13 protein-coding genes are annotated in these 14,724 nt (G+C 42.2%); 7 read left to right on the top strand and 6 right to left on the bottom strand.

Annotated features, from left to right (window positions below):
• Window positions 1-17 precede the first annotated feature (17 nt).
• A complete protein-coding gene (locus tag F6K57_RS18810; protein WP_293069874.1) occupies window positions 18-1,706 on the bottom strand; it encodes an efflux RND transporter periplasmic adaptor subunit in 1,689 nt (562 codons plus the stop codon).
• Between the two features lie 310 nt (window positions 1,707-2,016).
• Here F6K57_RS18810 and F6K57_RS18815 point away from each other — a divergent pair, with 310 nt between their 5' ends.
• Window positions 2,017-3,486, top strand: a complete 1,470-nt coding sequence (locus F6K57_RS18815) for a transposase (RefSeq protein WP_293019177.1) — start codon at window positions 2,017-2,019, stop codon at window positions 3,484-3,486.
• A 402-nt stretch (window positions 3,487-3,888) separates the two neighbouring features.
• On the opposite strand, the gene uvrC is transcribed toward F6K57_RS18815, so the two are convergent.
• On the bottom strand, window positions 3,889-5,823 hold the full coding sequence (uvrC, locus tag F6K57_RS18820) for an excinuclease ABC subunit UvrC (protein WP_293019176.1): 1,935 nt from the start codon (window positions 5,821-5,823) through the stop codon (window positions 3,889-3,891).
• A 365-nt stretch (window positions 5,824-6,188) separates the two neighbouring features.
• Entirely contained in the window at window positions 6,189-6,566 is a 378-nt protein-coding gene (locus tag F6K57_RS18825) for a response regulator (RefSeq protein ID WP_293019174.1), read from the bottom strand.
• Window positions 6,567-6,721: 155 nt separating this feature from the next.
• Here F6K57_RS18825 and F6K57_RS18830 point away from each other — a divergent pair, with 155 nt between their 5' ends.
• The gene (locus F6K57_RS18830; protein WP_293069877.1) at window positions 6,722-7,504 is read left to right on the top strand and encodes an ABC transporter permease; all 783 of its coding nucleotides are present in this window, start codon (window positions 6,722-6,724) and stop codon (window positions 7,502-7,504) included.
• Here F6K57_RS18830 and F6K57_RS18835 read toward each other — a convergent pair.
• Window positions 7,501-7,893: a hypothetical protein gene (locus F6K57_RS18835; protein WP_293069879.1), complete on the bottom strand. Its 393-nt coding sequence runs from the start codon at window positions 7,891-7,893 to the stop codon at window positions 7,501-7,503. The two genes, F6K57_RS18830 and F6K57_RS18835, sit on opposite strands and share 4 nt — an antisense overlap.
• A gap of 253 nt (window positions 7,894-8,146) precedes the next feature.
• Window positions 8,147-8,305: a hypothetical protein gene (locus F6K57_RS18840; protein ID WP_293019168.1), complete on the bottom strand. Its 159-nt coding sequence runs from the start codon at window positions 8,303-8,305 to the stop codon at window positions 8,147-8,149.
• Between the two features lie 269 nt (window positions 8,306-8,574).
• On the opposite strand from F6K57_RS18840, the gene F6K57_RS18845 reads away from it, so the two are divergent.
• Window positions 8,575-9,903 carry an IS701 family transposase gene (locus F6K57_RS18845; RefSeq protein WP_293069881.1) on the top strand — a complete coding sequence of 443 codons (1,329 nt, stop codon included), beginning with the start codon at window positions 8,575-8,577 and terminating at the stop codon, window positions 9,901-9,903.
• Window positions 9,904-10,066: 163 nt separating this feature from the next.
• Window positions 10,067-10,231 (top strand): hypothetical protein, encoded by a 165-nt coding sequence (locus F6K57_RS18850; protein ID WP_293019167.1) that lies wholly within the window; start codon window positions 10,067-10,069, stop codon window positions 10,229-10,231.
• 165 nt (window positions 10,232-10,396) lie between these two features.
• On the opposite strand, the gene gnd is transcribed toward F6K57_RS18850, so the two are convergent.
• Window positions 10,397-11,824 carry a decarboxylating NADP(+)-dependent phosphogluconate dehydrogenase gene (gene gnd, locus F6K57_RS18855; protein ID WP_293069883.1) on the bottom strand — a complete coding sequence of 476 codons (1,428 nt, stop codon included), beginning with the start codon at window positions 11,822-11,824 and terminating at the stop codon, window positions 10,397-10,399.
• A 123-nt stretch (window positions 11,825-11,947) separates the two neighbouring features.
• Between gnd and F6K57_RS18860 the strand changes: the two genes are divergently transcribed.
• From F6K57_RS18860 to F6K57_RS18870, 3 genes are all read left to right on the top strand, one after another.
• The gene (locus F6K57_RS18860; protein ID WP_293069885.1) at window positions 11,948-12,889 is read left to right on the top strand and encodes a nucleoside hydrolase; all 942 of its coding nucleotides are present in this window, start codon (window positions 11,948-11,950) and stop codon (window positions 12,887-12,889) included.
• 389 nt (window positions 12,890-13,278) lie between these two features.
• Window positions 13,279-14,304, top strand: coding sequence for an ABC transporter permease (locus F6K57_RS18865; protein WP_070393866.1), 1,026 nt, complete (start codon window positions 13,279-13,281; stop codon window positions 14,302-14,304).
• A gap of 158 nt (window positions 14,305-14,462) precedes the next feature.
• The coding region (locus tag F6K57_RS18870) for a Ycf66 family protein (protein WP_293069888.1) at window positions 14,463-14,724 on the top strand (262 nt) is incomplete at its 3' end.

Consider the following 14,724-nt stretch of genomic DNA (forward strand, 5'->3'; position numbering starts at 1 on the left):
AGGCGATGGGAGGGCTTCTATTGAGTTTCTAAGACTTGGACGCGATCGCCGTCTTTGAGGAAAGCAGCACCTTTGACTACAATGCGATCGCTTGGGGCTAAACCACTCTTGATTTCTACTTGCCCATCAGGGAGGAGTTCTCCCATTACCACTGGCTTTGCTTTAACAGTGTTATCTGCTTCGAGTCGGTAAACGATTGCACTAGTGTCAGGTTGGGGCAAGACTGCTTTCGATGGTATAGTTAGACCGGTAGTGGATGAGGTGGTGATAGAGCCTTGTAAAAACATTCCTGGTCGCAAGCTACCGGAATTGGGTAAATCTACTTTGACCACAGCCTGACGAGACTGCTGATCAACTATCGGGTCAATTTCTCGTACTGTTCCAGAAAGCTTCAGGCTGCTATCTCCTCTAGAGGATATTTCTACTGGTTGTCCAATCCGAATTTGGGACAGTTGGGTTTCGGGTACCCTTAATAACAATTCCAAACGCCCCTTTTCGATAATGGTAAAGAGTGTTTCTGACGAAGAGGTAATATCACCGACACGGGCATTTCTAGTGGCTACTTTGCCACTGACTGGTGCCACCACTTGGGTATCCTTTAGTTGCGCCATCACTAACTGGACTTGTGCCTTCTCTCTAGCCAGTTGAGCTTGAGCTTGAGCAATTACTTCTGGACGGGAACCAGCCAATCTTTGCTGGAGCTGCTGTTGAGCTTCTACGACAGCGGCTTCTAACTGGGCAATTTCTGGGCTGTTGGTGTTTCGTGCTTGCTCAAGGCGTTGTTGGGCTTCAGATAAATTCGCTTGAGCACTGAAATATTGACTTTCCACCTCATTATAGCGGTCTTGGGAGATGGCTCCCTCGGCAATCAATTTTTTCTGGCTCTCGAAGCGACGTTTAGCTAGACTCAACTGGGCTTCAGCAGATGCCACTTGGGCTTTTGCTTGGTCAATCTGTCTAGGAATACTAGCTTCGGCCTGCCTTAGACGAGCTCTAGCTTGGTCTAGACGAGCTCTAGCTTGGGATTTTTCTTCTGAGCGTGACCCCGCCTTCAGTTCTGCTAAACGGGCTTCAGCTTGGGCAACTGCTGCCTGAGCTTGAGCTAACTGTGCCTGAAGCACAGCATTATCTAGCCTTACCATTACTTGTCCGGCCTTGACAAATTCCCCTTCTCTAACCAGTACCTGTTTAATCTGTAAACCCGTTGCTTGGGACTTGACCCTAATCTCCTCAAAAGCAGCAACACTACCAATAACTTCTAGGGTACGGTTAACTGTGGTGGTTTTTACGTCTGCCACCGTAACAGTTTGAGCAGGTACAGCAGAGGGGACAGCCCCAGGGGTTTCAGCAGAGGGGACAGCCCCAGGGGTTTGAACAGTTTCAGCAGGGGAATCGGTTTTTTGAACCTTTGGAGCTGTCCCGATCAATCGCATTCCTAGCAAGGTCAGCATAATGCCTATACCCATGGCCATCACTAAAGTACCTGCTCCTAATGTCAAGGAGTTTTGGGATTGACTAGTCCCGGATCTGGGTAATGATGAGGCTGAATCCTCCTGTTGGTGATTAGCTTGGTGATTAGGTTGCTGATCTGGCTGACTGATAGTGCCAGAGCCATTCCGCTGAGATCTCTGTTGGTGATTAGGCTCAGTGATAGTGCCAGAGCCATTCCGCTGAGATCTGTGTTCATCTAAAGTGTTTCGGGTCATGGTTATTCCCCTGTTACTGGTAGTGTTGGGTAGTTTTGTTGCAGAAGGATAATTTTTGTGGCTTCATTCTTAATATAACTTAAAAATTGTTAACTAAAAAAGTATTAGGACCTGAGCTGATACTGTCTATCCATGTTTGATTTTTAATAAAATAAGATGTATAATAGATAATCAGATAATTTAGTCACCGATTCAGCCCAGCAATTAAACCCCTAAAAATAGGTATAAATCGGTATTTAATATCATAAAATGGACATTGACATTTTGCTAGCGCTAGAGTATCCTTAAAGTAATTGACTCAGATTTGACGATGCCCAAAAAAGTAGGAGTGACCAAGAAAATATCAACCCAGATTGTTCCTGTAGTGGGGATGACTGAGTCGGTTGAACTTGAGTTGTTGTCCACGATGAAGAAATTGGGCATCGTCAGGTCTGAATCCTACAATAAGCTAGGCAGTATCAGTCATTGGGGACTTGATTGGAAAAAAGCTTACCCAGAAGTTAGGAGTTTTAGGACTCCTGAATCCTTAGGACTACCTTCTAAATTAATGGAATGGGCTGTCAGCGATGTAGCTAAGGCCATTACAGCGAGCCAAGCGGCCTGTACTGAGGCGGTAGTCAAAAAGATTTACAAAAGGTTTCCCGGGAAAGAAAACCAAAAGACCAGAAAAGAACTTTGTAAACAGCTTAAGACCTTAGCCTTCCTGGACAGTCCACTCCTTCACCGACTGATCAGAAAAGAGTTTCAGCGGGGACATTCTTGGGTCAAAAATCAGATAATTTATCAACAGGGAGGATATAAATGCAAAAGGCTCTCCCGCAATACCTATCAATTGGAGTTAGCTGGTTTAAAAAGAGGAAAAAGGAACAAAATAGTTGTTAGATCTAATCGGAAAATAAAAGGCCAGATTAGACTGATATACAATCAAATTCTGAAAAAAATTGAGATTTATTTCCTAGTAGACTATGGGACTGTAGAGATTCCTCCCGACCGCCGAGCCATTGGGGTAGACAAGGGATATACTGAAGCTTTCTATGACTCAGACGGTCAGGCTCACGGAAAAGAACTAGGAAAAGTAACCACTAAAAAATCTGATCGTATATGTGCAAAGAACCGGAACAGGGGCAAGCTTTGGGCGCTCCATAGAAAACTAGAAAAATTAGACCCAGCTAAGTCGGCTCGAATATTCAAAAATAACCTAACCAGAAAAACAGAAAATCGCCGTTACAGAAAAAATCAATCAGAACTAACGGCAATTATAGGAGCGGCTTCAAAGTCTCTTTTCAAGGGAGAAGCACTAAAAGTCTTTGCAGAAGATTTAACACAACCAATCCGAAATAAACGCCAGTCAAAAGCCATGTCTCGCAAGCTTAATAGCTGGATGAAGGGTCAAATGCGGGACTCCTTAGAAAAATGGGCTAATTGGACTGGGTCGGTTGTAACAGAAGTTCAGCCTAGTTACACGTCGCAAGTTGACTCCGTGACTGGAACCCTATTGGGCAAAAGAAACGGGGACAATTTCACCAGGTTTAATGGGGTCGTGTTACAGTCTGACCACAATGCTGCCAAAAATATCCTTAACAGAGGTACGGATAAGGAAATAACCCGGTACATGAACAAGACCGAGGTGCAGGCAGTATTGTTGCGCCGTACCGCGCGTTTCTTGGAAGGAATGGGGCTGAGTCTGCTAGATGCAGTTGAGCTTGGTTGGCTTGACTCCAAACATGAGCTTTGCTCAGGCTTTCAAGCAACTCCTGGTCGGGATGCCAGGAACGTCTAAATAGATGAATGGCAGGCTTAACTCCAATTGCTGTATGACCATTCCTCACTTAGACCACAATAAAATGCACCTTGACCGTTTTGTACGGGTTTATCCCGATTAATGACGGTTTAAGAGTATCCCCACATAAAGAAAGTCCACAGAAAACGGTGCTCCCTTGGAGCCGCTACGGGAACGCAAAATCTGCAAGTCCCTTGATTCAAACTAATTACAGAGTCAACCTACTTAGAGATTGATACCGCAAGGTTTATATCTTCGGGCTAATTGACAGATTAGACTAGATTGTTTCAGTTTTTGTTTGAGTTGTTGCCTCAGTTTTTGTCTAACATTTTCCTCTGTTTGCTGACCTCTCAAAGTCTAGCAGTGGTGATAAAATAGACTTTCTCAAGAGGTCTGGTCTATTTATGGGTGGAAGTAGTGATAAATTTCCTGAGATAAACGCAAACCAATGCCTGGTACTTCTGCAAGCTGTTTAACCGATGCGTTGCGAATATAATCAATGGAGTTAAAGTGAGCCAATAGCTGTTTTTGCCGCTGAAATCCTAATCCAGGAATCTCATCTAAACGGGAACGATGTAACTGACTACTTCTTTGTTTCCGATGAAAATTAACCGCAAAGCGATGAGCCTCATCTCTAACCCTGCGCAAAAGTTGCACCCCTGGTTGCTCGGGATCAGTGGCTAGGGGCAATGGCTCTCCTGGTAAAAATAGTTCTTCGTACTGTTTTGCTAAGCTTACCACAGGCACTTCTTCTTGTAAATTTAGCTCTTGCAATACTGCTACAACTGCTGACAGCTGTCCTTTTCCGCCATCAATCATTACCAAATCAGGCCAATCTTTTCTGAGTGTTGATTGTTGATTGTTAATTGTTGAGTGTTGATTGTTGATTGTTGAGCTAATACTATCTGCTAGTTCTGGTTCGAGTTGACTTTTTTTGAAGCGACGGCGAATCACCTCAGCAAGGCTAGCAAAATCATCGGAATGACCGACAGTGATATTAGGATTTTTGATCTTGTAGTGACGGTAGTGCTGCTTGGCTGGTGTGCCATCTAGAAATACTACCTGAGAAGCCACTGCATTGCTGCCCTGGATGTGGGAAATGTCATACCCTTCTATGCGCCGTGGTAAATCCGGTAAGTCAAGAATGTTAGCTAAATCCTCCATGGCTTTGGTGTTGCGGTCAACCAATCGCTGGGTGCGTTCCAGTTCATAGTTAGCATTGCGCTTGACCATTTCAATCAGTTCAGCTTTGGTTTGCCGTTGGGGGGTGAGTATAGTCACATTTCGACCTTTGCGCACGCTCAAATAGTCAGCCAACATCTCCCCATCGGGTAACGGGTGTTGCACCAAAATTTCTGTAGGGATTTCTACAGCATCAGCAGTTTGGTAATGCTCTTCTAAAACCCGTTGTAAAATGGCTCCGAGTTCTATTGGCCCATTCCCTTGAGGGGCTACATCGGCAAAAAATCCCAAGCGCCCGACTAAGTGACCAGCACGGATCTGAAATAGTTGGATGCAAGCATGTTTGGGATCAGCCGCTAGTGCGATCGCATCTCGTGATACAGTATCGTCAGGTAAGGCTACTTTTTGGTCTGTACTCAGGGACTTAAGTCCAGTAATCTGATCCCTAATCCGCGCTGCTAGCTCAAAGTTAAGGGATTCTGCTGCTTGTTCCATATTGGCCGTCAGCATCTCAATTAGTTCCCCAGTACGCCCTTGAAAAACCATCGCGATTTTCTGGATGGTTTGACGGTACTCTTCCGGTGTGATTAGTTTTTGACACACACCAGGACAACGACCTAAATCATAGTTAAGGCAAGGACGGTCTTTAAACAGAGGTTTAGGGCGTTGCCGGATGGGGAAAAGCTGTTTGACCAGAGCTAAAGTATTGCGCAATAACTTGACATCGACATAGGGACCATAGTATTTATCCTGTTTATTCCCCATGCGCCGCTTACGGGTAATGAAGATACGGGGATAATCCTCTGACCAAGTAATGACAACATAGGGATACTTCTTATCATCCTTGAGCAGTACGTTGTAGTAAGGTTGGTGCTGCTTAATCAGATTCGCTTCCAGCGCTAGGGCTTCCGCTTCCGTATCGGTTACGATGAATTCAATATCAGTAACCTGTGCCACCATCATTGCAATGCGAGGACTCAAGGGTTGGGAGTCACGGAAATAGGAACGGACTCGCGTACGCAATTTTCGGGATTTGCCGATGTAAATAATACTAGCGCTATGGTCACGCATTAAATAAATCCCTGGTTCTAGGGGAATTTCTTTTAATCGACTTTCCAAGGGTTCTGAATCTTGGATTAATGGCTTAGAACTCATCAGATACATTTAACCCAGTATTTCCGCCCCATAGCGGTCAGCCGTGTATGGCACGCCAATTGTTAATTGATGAGGAGGTATCTCTCTTTGCTTTGACGGAAAATCCTAAAAGCGCTTTTACTTAACAACCAAGGCATTTACTACAGAACAACTTAACCGTTGTTTGATACTTCAATGCATCAAAGCTAAATTATTGTTTCTGGAGTCTTGATCACAGACTCCCAATCAATAGCTTGAATGGCTGTTAGGGCAATTATACCAGATACTTCCAAGACTTTCCGGAAACTTTATACAGAATTATTGATTAGAACGTGCTAGTCAATGGTCTGTGGTCAACTGTTTGTTGTTACTTGCCATGATTACCACTAGGTTTGCTTGTTTTCCGCTAGCCGATTTGAGATCACATCCAGGAATTTATCCACATTAAATGGCTTCAGAATATAGTCATGAATGCCTAGTTCTCTGATCTTCTGAATATTGCTGCGATCTGCACTAGCTGTAAGAAACATAAAAGGAATTTTGGCTGTGGCTGGATCTTGTCGTAGTGCCTCCAATACCCCATATCCATCTAGTTCAGGCATCATTACATCACACAGAATCAAATCTGGCGGTTCTTTTTGAACCAACTGTACACCTTCAACACCATTTTCAGCACCCAAAGCGTCAAACCCTTCAATTTCAAGGAGTTCGATCAGATTTTCTCGAATAAAAATCTCGTCCTCAATTACCAAGATTTTATTCATTATTATCCTGTTGAACCTAACTGTTAAAACTTATATCTTATCAGAACCTTATAATAAAATCCAATTATACGGCATAGTTGGTACATTAGCCCCATGGGATACTATTGGGTGTAGCCCAAGTTTGATCGACAGCCCAACCAAATGAAAAGATATACATGAAACGATATGTTAGTGTACTCCAGTTGTTCTGGAGTACGGCCCTCACTGCTGAACTGGAATATCGGCTAAATTTTGCGATCGCTACCTTGAGCAGCCTAGGAAACCTGGCTGGTAGCCTATTTGGTCTATTCTTGTTTTACCGCACTGGCTACACCTTTTCTGGCTGGAATTGGGAAGAAGCGCTGGTCATACTAGGCATATTCACATTACTGCAGGGATTTTCTGGCACATTCCTGATTCCGAATCTCAATCGGATTGTGGATCACGTCCAGCAAGGAACCCTTGATTTTATCCTACTCAAGCCCATTAGTTCTCAGTTCTGGCTGTCTTGGCGAAGTGTCAGCCCTTGGGGGTTACCAGACTTAATCTTCTCAATTATAGTAATAGGCTACGCTGGTACACGCCTAGACTTAGATATCAGCAACTATCTGTTAAGTGTAGTGCCATTGTGTTTTGGGTTGACTAGCCTCTACAGCATCTGGTTTATGCTAGGAGCAACGAGCATTTGGTTTGTCAAAATCTACAATGTCACCGCTGTTCTGCGCAGTATGCTAGAAGCTGGTCGGTATCCCATTGTAGCTTATCCGGCTAGCTATCGGTTCTTCTTTACCTTTGTAGTGCCAGTGGCGTTCCTGACTACAGTCCCAGCAGAAGTGATGTTGAATCGCAGTGATACCTTTTGGGTAGTAGGTTCCGGTATTCTAGCCCTAGGATTGCTGTTTGCTTCTGGGATCTTTTGGCAGTTTGCCCTGCGTTTTTATACCAGTGCTTCTAGTTAGCTTGATTCTTGCGAATCAAGCTCAAAATATAGAATAATTTTCGTTTTAAATTGCTCTATGTGCTCTACAATTTTATTCTTCCTAACAATCTCTTCTATATCACTGGTAAAATCATCCTTTGCGTTGATTAGATAGGCTGTATCCACAAATCCGATAATGAAAGATAGAATACCCTGTCCAGGTTTAAATGAGTAACTGATGATTTCAGAATTCATTGTTATTTCATTTTGAAAGTTTTTTAAAGATTGATTAGGATTATTAATATAATTAATTTTATAATAAATACGATAATAAATACGACCTCTATAAGTTCTTTGCAAGCCTATTATTTTTTCCCTTTTTATCCATTTTACGTCTTTGAGTAATATATGTAATTCATTCAGATCCACTGAGCTTTTTATAAACCCAACCTTTGATTCATCTATCCCAACTTTATTGTAATCAGTATTTTTTAGTTTTTCCCCTTTAAAAAAATCTTTGCTAAGATAATTAAGGCCAGAACTATTTATCGTTATTTCTTTGGTTGGAATAACAGAAAATAAAATTGCTTATAGCAGCATAACTATCACTATAAAGCTAATTAATGATCTTGCTTTCAAATTTATATTTAATTTATTAAATAAATACAAAATCACTAATTAATTAATAAAGAAACAATTCGATAATAGCCTTATATTGCTTAACTGCTATTTTATCGATCACAAAATAGTGAGTTACTAAAGCTAAAATAACAGTAGTTAAAAGACCACCTACAATCCCTAAAAAAATATTTTCTATATATCCTTGAAAACGTTGATACATAGCTAGTTAATAATATATAGCGTTTCTCGCAGTTATGAGGTACAGTCTTCTTTGACGTTGATTCCCTGTGTTGATGCAGGGCATCGCTATTCCCTATTCCCTATTCCCTATTCTCTCTTCCCTGTTCCCTGTTCCCTGTTCCCTGTTCCCTAAAATCCAGAAATTTTGTACCTCATAGCTATGATAATTGCTATAGTCCTCTTCTGTCACTTTCCGAGTATAATGAATAGAGAAAGAAAAAAATCAAACTGTACAAGGTAGACACAGCAATGGATGTAGAGCTACAAGTTCTCAAACATTTACCAAGAGACCCCCAGCTGACAGTATCGGTAATAGACTCTTATTGTCAGACCTACAAAGATTTATTTAAAGAAGTAAGAAATTATGAGTGTTTCAAGTATTTACACTTAGGAATAATCTCACCAATAAAAAGAAAATCATTACCAGAAATAGCCAAAGTAGTAGGGATGAAATCGGCCCAATCACTACATCACTTTATCGCCAATTCTCCTTGGTCAGTAGAAGAACTTAAAAAGCGAAGAATCAAGGAAATAAAAAGTAAATTAAAGGGAGGAGCGATCAAATTAATAATTGACGAAACCGGAGATAGAAAAAAGGGCAATAAGACCGACTATGTAGCCAGACAATATTTAGGAAGTGTCGGGAAAATAGATAATGGCATAGTATCAGTGAATGCCTACGGATTGTATAAAAATATAACGTTTCCCTTAGTCGTTAAAATCTTTAAACCAAGAGGAACACTAAAACAAGAAGATAAGTACAAAACCAAAATAGATTTAGCCTCAGAAATAATCGAAGAGCTAGTAGATGAAGGATTAAATATTGAACTAGTATTAGCAGATAGTTTGTATGGTGAGAGTAGTAAGTTTATTAGGAAATTAGAGGAATGTAGACTGTCTTATGTAGTAGCAATTAGGAGTAATCATGGGGTTTGGATGCCATCCGAACAGACGGTTAGAGCGAACAGGTGGTGTAAATTTACCAGAACATTTAGTAATCAAAAATCAGAAATTAGATACATTAGGGAAATAGTCTATGGAAAAAGGAGAGCAGTAACTTACTGGGAAATAACCACAGACCCAGAAACAATGCCAGAAAATTCCACTTCCTTTGTGATGACAAACCTAACCGGTAATCTCAAGAAAACTTTAGGGAATTTGTATGGGTTAAGAACATGGGTAGAATATGGTTTTCGCCAGTGCAAACAGGAGTTGGGATGGACAGATTATCGCTTTACTAAATTTAAAGAGATACAGAAGTGGTGGGAAATAATCTTTTGTGTATATACAATGATTAGTCTAAAATCTCCAGCTTTTTTATCTTTAAATAAATCTCCAGAAGTAGAAAATGAGGCCACAGACACTGATGATGTGGAGGTTAGTAATCATCAACAATGGAATCATGAAGATGGATGGAAGAATGTCTTAAACAATTTGCGTTTACTAATTCAACCAATTATGATGTTATGGGTCATTTTTCCATGGTTAGATATTTTACCTAATACCAAGTTATTGCTGGGATTAAATCAGCTCATTAGGGAAATTAATCAATGTCAAACCTTTTTGTATTCTGGATAATATGGCTTATTTGTTACTCATTGATTCCGGAGAGTGACAGAAGAGGGATAGATTAATGATTGGTAATCAGGGTAAACGGATCTAAATTAGATTAGATTGAAAAATTGTATATTTTTTTTCTGTTGGAATGGATGTAATGGTATTTTTAAATTAAAGTAAAGTAATGAAGCGATGTCGCCCTATCAATACTGCTCTAATAAACTATTTTTTGATTAGAGAAATTTCTGTAGGAATTGTGATAATTTTTGTTCCCTGTTCCGATGATCCGCTGTTCCCTGCTCCCTGTTATCTTTCCTCTAGTTGCAAGGGCAAAGCATCGGGTCTATGATCTAATAAAATCAAAAGAAATCATGGTCGCCCAAATGCTTTGCCCCTCAATCATTAATAAGGTTTTTTAGCGGTTTTTAGCCTAATGAGCTACACAGAATTTTTTCCCTGTTCCCTAAAACCAGGAAATCTGTACCTCACAAAACTTAAAAACGCTATACTACCCTTATGAACTCAATCCCATCCAATCGGTGTGGAAGAACTCACCCCTGGGTTTATCCAGGCGCTCGTAGGTATGAGCACCAAAGTAGTCGCGCTGTGCTTGGGTCAGGTTTTGGGGTAAGCGATCGCGTCGGTAACTGTCGAAATAATCTAGGGATGCACTAAAAGCAGGGACTGGAATCCCTAATTTGTTTGATACCGCTAGCACTTCTCGCCAACCATCCTGACGATCCAAAATTGTTTGCTTAAATTCAGGAGCTAACAACAGATTGGGGAGTTGGGGATTTTGGTTGAAGGCATTCTTAATCTTATCCAAGAAGCCAGCTCGAATGATACAACCTCCTTTCCAAATCCGGGCAACTTCACTCAAGTTCAGATTATAGTTAAACTCTTCCGATGCCCGACTCAAGAGTGCCATGCCCTGAGCATAGGAACACATCTTAGAGCAATAGAGAGCATCGCGGACTTTGGTAATAAATGCTTTGACATCGCCATCATACTTGCCCACAGGACCAGTGATTTCCTTAGCTGCTGCTACCCGCTGATCCTTAAAAGAGGAAATGACACGAGCATTGACTGCAGCGTAGATGGTAGGAATTGACACCCCTAGTTCTAGGGAACTAACTACAGTCCACCGTCCAGTGCCCTTTTGTCCAGCAGCATCAAGAATCATCTCCACTAACGGTCCATTCGTTTCTGGATCAATGTATTTGAAGATATCCGCTGTAATTTCAATCAAAAAGGAATTTAGCTCATCAGTGGTGTTCCATTCAGCAAATACCTCATGTAGCTGCTTGTGATCTAATCCCAAAGCATTTTTCAGTACATCGTAGGCTTCAGCAATTAGTTGCATGTCGCCATACTCAATGCCATTGTGTGCCATCTTAACGTAGTGACCAGCACCACCCGGACCAATGTAGGTCACACAGGGACCATCATCAACCTGAGCCGCAATTTTGGTCAAAATTGGTTCTAAATCCTGGTATGCCGATGAAGTACCACCAGGCATTAAACTCGGACCATTGAGCGCTCCTTCTTCACCACCACTGACGCCCATGCCAACAAATCCCAATCCTGTGGCTTCTAAATCCTTGGTCCGCCGCTCGGTATCTTGGTACAGAGAATTGCCACCATCAATGATCATATCTCCTGGCTCTAGGAGAGGTTTGAGTTGCTCAATAACTGCATCAACTGGCTTCCCTGCTTTCACCATCACTAGGATTTTGCGGGGTCGCTCTAGAGCTTGAACAAACTCTTCCAAGGAATAAGCGGCTTTCACATCCTTGCCCTGAGCTCGCTCAGCCATAAATTTCTCGGTTTTGGCAGCAGTCCGATTGTATACTGCGATTGGGAAACCACGACTTTCTACATTAAGCGCGAGGTTTTCCCCCATTACAGCCAAACCAATTACCCCAAAGGTCCGTTGTGTCATAAAAATCTCCGCCAGTTTTGCTGTAGTAGTTGTCTAGGGTGGATTTACTCCCAGGTTAGCCCGATATTTTGGGTTGTTGCCTAAAGAAGACATTAAGAGTTCTGGTAGTAATACCATTGAGAAATGCTAGATTCAGATATGCGGAAATTCCTGATTGACACGGATACGGCTTCCGATGATGCGGTTGCACTCCTGATGGCACATAGTTGGCCGGATGTCCAGGTTGAAGCGATCACTATAGTTAGTGGAAATGTGCCTGTGGAACAGGGAGCAAAAAACGCCCTCTATACCCTCGAGATGTGCGGCGCATCCACCCCTGTCTACCTTGGCTGCCCTAAACCGATGCTCCGCCCATGCAAATATGCTTACCGATTCCATGGTGAAGATGGTATGGGTAACATGCACTACCCTGATCCCCAGGCTAAACCCCAGCTAGCTCATGGTGTGGATGTCATCATTGATACTATTAAGAGCAATCCCGGGCAAATCACCTTAGTTACTCTAGCACCACTGACTAATATTGCGATCGCATTACTTCGTGCCCCAGAAATAGCCTACCTAGTAAAGCGTTGCGTAATCATGGGTGGAGCCGCTAATGTGGTGGGCAACGTCACCCCAGCTGCGGAATATAACATTTGGGTAGACCCAGATGCCGCTAAAATTGTCTTTCACAGTGGCATGCCCATGGAAATGGTCGGTTGGGAATTAAGCCGTGGTGAAGCAGCATTGCTCCCCGCTGAGATCGCACAAATCAAAAACTTAGGCACAGACTTAGCACGTTTTGCTGTAGACTGCAATACTAGCGCCTTAGAAGCCAGTGTTAAGATTCAAGATTCCCCTGGCTTAACCCTTGCTGATCCTGTCGCGATGGCAGTGGCTCTCGACCCAGCCATCGTAACCAGGCAAGGTAAATACTACGTGGAGGTAGAAACAGTAAGCGAACTCACCCGTGGTCAAACTGTAGTGGATGAGCTGGGAGTACTCAACCAAACACCAAACATGACTGTAATCTGGTCTATCGATGCACCCCGATGGAAAGAACATTTATACCGTTGCTTGGGATAATTGTTAATTATATCTATTGCAAGAGTCATCAATTTTGCGAAAGAAAGGGATTTAGAATTTAGAATTTAGAATTTAGAATTTAGAATTTAGAATTTAGAATTTAGAATTTAGAATTTAGAATTTAGAATTTAGAATTTAGAATTTATAAAAAAATTATGACTATCCCAGATTAGTTGTGATAAATTACCATCAAATCATCTATACAAGCCTGGTTAAACAAGGATTATAAATAAAAAAGCAATTTTCATCAAAACAGCTTTTTGTTAATCAAAAATGTCTTGAAATAGACTAACTTAATCGAAAACTACTTTATCCAAAGTTCCCGATTCCCGATTCCCGATTCCCGATTCCCGATTCCCGATTCCCGATTCCCTGTTTCCTGTTTCCTTATGTCCCGTGCCAAAGCCCTAAAATACTACATAATAATCCGTCTTCTCCTAGCGCCCCTGATGCTATGGACCATTACCACCCTAGTGTTTCTTCTGCTCAGAGCTACCCCAGGAGATCCCGTGGATGCTGTATTAGGGAATCGTGCTCCAGATAGCGTTAAGGAAGAATACCGACAACAATTAGGATTAGCCGACCCGTTGTGGTTGCAGTATATTCGCTACTTAGGATCCTTGCTACGTTTAGACCTAGGTACCTCAATCACCAGCCAAGGTCAAAAAGTCTGGGAGATTATTCAACAACATTTCCCCGCCACTGTTGAACTATCAGTATGCGGCATGGCCATAGCATTCTTAGTTGGTATAGGAGTAGGTACTTTAGCGGCATCCCGCAGCGGAACAGTTTGGGATGTAGGGGGTAGATTATTTGGCATTATTACTTACTCCATCCCTCTGTTTTGGATGGGGATGGTGGTGCAGTTAATTTTCTCTGTTCAGCTGGGTTGGTTTCCCATCGGTACTCGCTATCCCATTAGCTTAGCAACACCAGAAGGATTTACTGGTCTATATACAATAGATAGTCTCTTTAGTGGTAATTTAGTTCAGTTTTTCACTGCTATCTATTATTTAGCCTTACCCAGTATTACCTTAGGGCTGCTGTTGAGTGGCATCTTTGAACGGATTGTGCGGGTAAACTTGAAGCAAACTCTCAAGGCTGATTATGTAGAAGCGGCCAGAGCTAGAGGTATTCACGAAAGGCGGATTGTTTTTGCCCATGCCCTGAAAAATGCCATGATTCCTGTGATTACAGTGCTCGGGTTGACCTTAGCTGCTTTATTAGGTGGAGCAGTGTTGACAGAGGTGACGTTCTCTTGGCCAGGGTTAGGGAATCGGTTGTATGAGGCAATTTCTGGACGGGATTACCCGACGGTGCAAGGGATTATGGTATTCTTCGCCACTATTGTGGTAATTGCAAGTATTGCCATTGATATTGTTAATGCTTTGATTGACCCCCGTATTCGGTACTAATCGCAATTCTTTAAAGTAGGAGTACTCAAACCCCAGAATATACTGGGTAAAGTGAGTGTGGTGAAGCTTACATGAGTGATTAAGTGATAGATAATTTGTATATGAGGCAACATTTTGCTTCATGATGAGTAAAGAAGCACGTAAGGAGTACTCCGAAAATGCTGGCATACCTCTTGGCGTTGGTTATTGCTCTTGGTAGCTTAGTCTTTTACCTAGCTGCCTTCTTTTTACCAGAGGTCCATCGTAAATATGACTTTATCTGGAGTGGAGTGGGATTATTCTACGCTCTAGTGTTATGGATTTGTGCTGGACGCATTACTGGCGGCGTCTTAATCGGTCAAATAGCGGGTGTATCGTTGGTAGGCTGGTTGGGTTGGCAAACCTTGACCTTGCGACGAGCCTTGATACCGACCGACCAAC

The sequence above is a fragment of the Moorena sp. SIO4A5 genome (genome assembly GCF_010672005.1).
Lineage (GTDB): Bacteria > Cyanobacteriota > Cyanobacteriia > Cyanobacteriales > Coleofasciculaceae > Moorena.

Bases quoted from the DNA above. Each gene is read 5' to 3' on its own strand.
- F6K57_RS18810 (WP_293069874.1), bottom strand. From the start codon at position 1,706: ATGACCCGAAACACTTTAGATGAACACAGATCTCAGCGGAATGGCTCT.
- F6K57_RS18815 (WP_293019177.1), top strand. From the start codon at position 2,017: ATGCCCAAAAAAGTAGGAGTGACCAAGAAAATATCAACCCAGATTGTT.
- uvrC (WP_293019176.1), bottom strand. From the start codon at position 5,823: ATGAGTTCTAAGCCATTAATCCAAGATTCAGAACCCTTGGAAAGTCGA.
- F6K57_RS18825 (WP_293019174.1), bottom strand. From the start codon at position 6,566: ATGAATAAAATCTTGGTAATTGAGGACGAGATTTTTATTCGAGAAAAT.
- F6K57_RS18830 (WP_293069877.1), top strand. From the start codon at position 6,722: ATGAAACGATATGTTAGTGTACTCCAGTTGTTCTGGAGTACGGCCCTC.
- F6K57_RS18840 (WP_293019168.1), bottom strand. From the start codon at position 8,305: ATGTATCAACGTTTTCAAGGATATATAGAAAATATTTTTTTAGGGATT.
- F6K57_RS18845 (WP_293069881.1), top strand. From the start codon at position 8,575: ATGGATGTAGAGCTACAAGTTCTCAAACATTTACCAAGAGACCCCCAG.
- F6K57_RS18850 (WP_293019167.1), top strand. From the start codon at position 10,067: ATGAAGCGATGTCGCCCTATCAATACTGCTCTAATAAACTATTTTTTG.
- gnd (WP_293069883.1), bottom strand. From the start codon at position 11,824: ATGACACAACGGACCTTTGGGGTAATTGGTTTGGCTGTAATGGGGGAA.
- F6K57_RS18860 (WP_293069885.1), top strand. From the start codon at position 11,948: ATGCTAGATTCAGATATGCGGAAATTCCTGATTGACACGGATACGGCT.
- F6K57_RS18865 (WP_070393866.1), top strand. From the start codon at position 13,279: ATGTCCCGTGCCAAAGCCCTAAAATACTACATAATAATCCGTCTTCTC.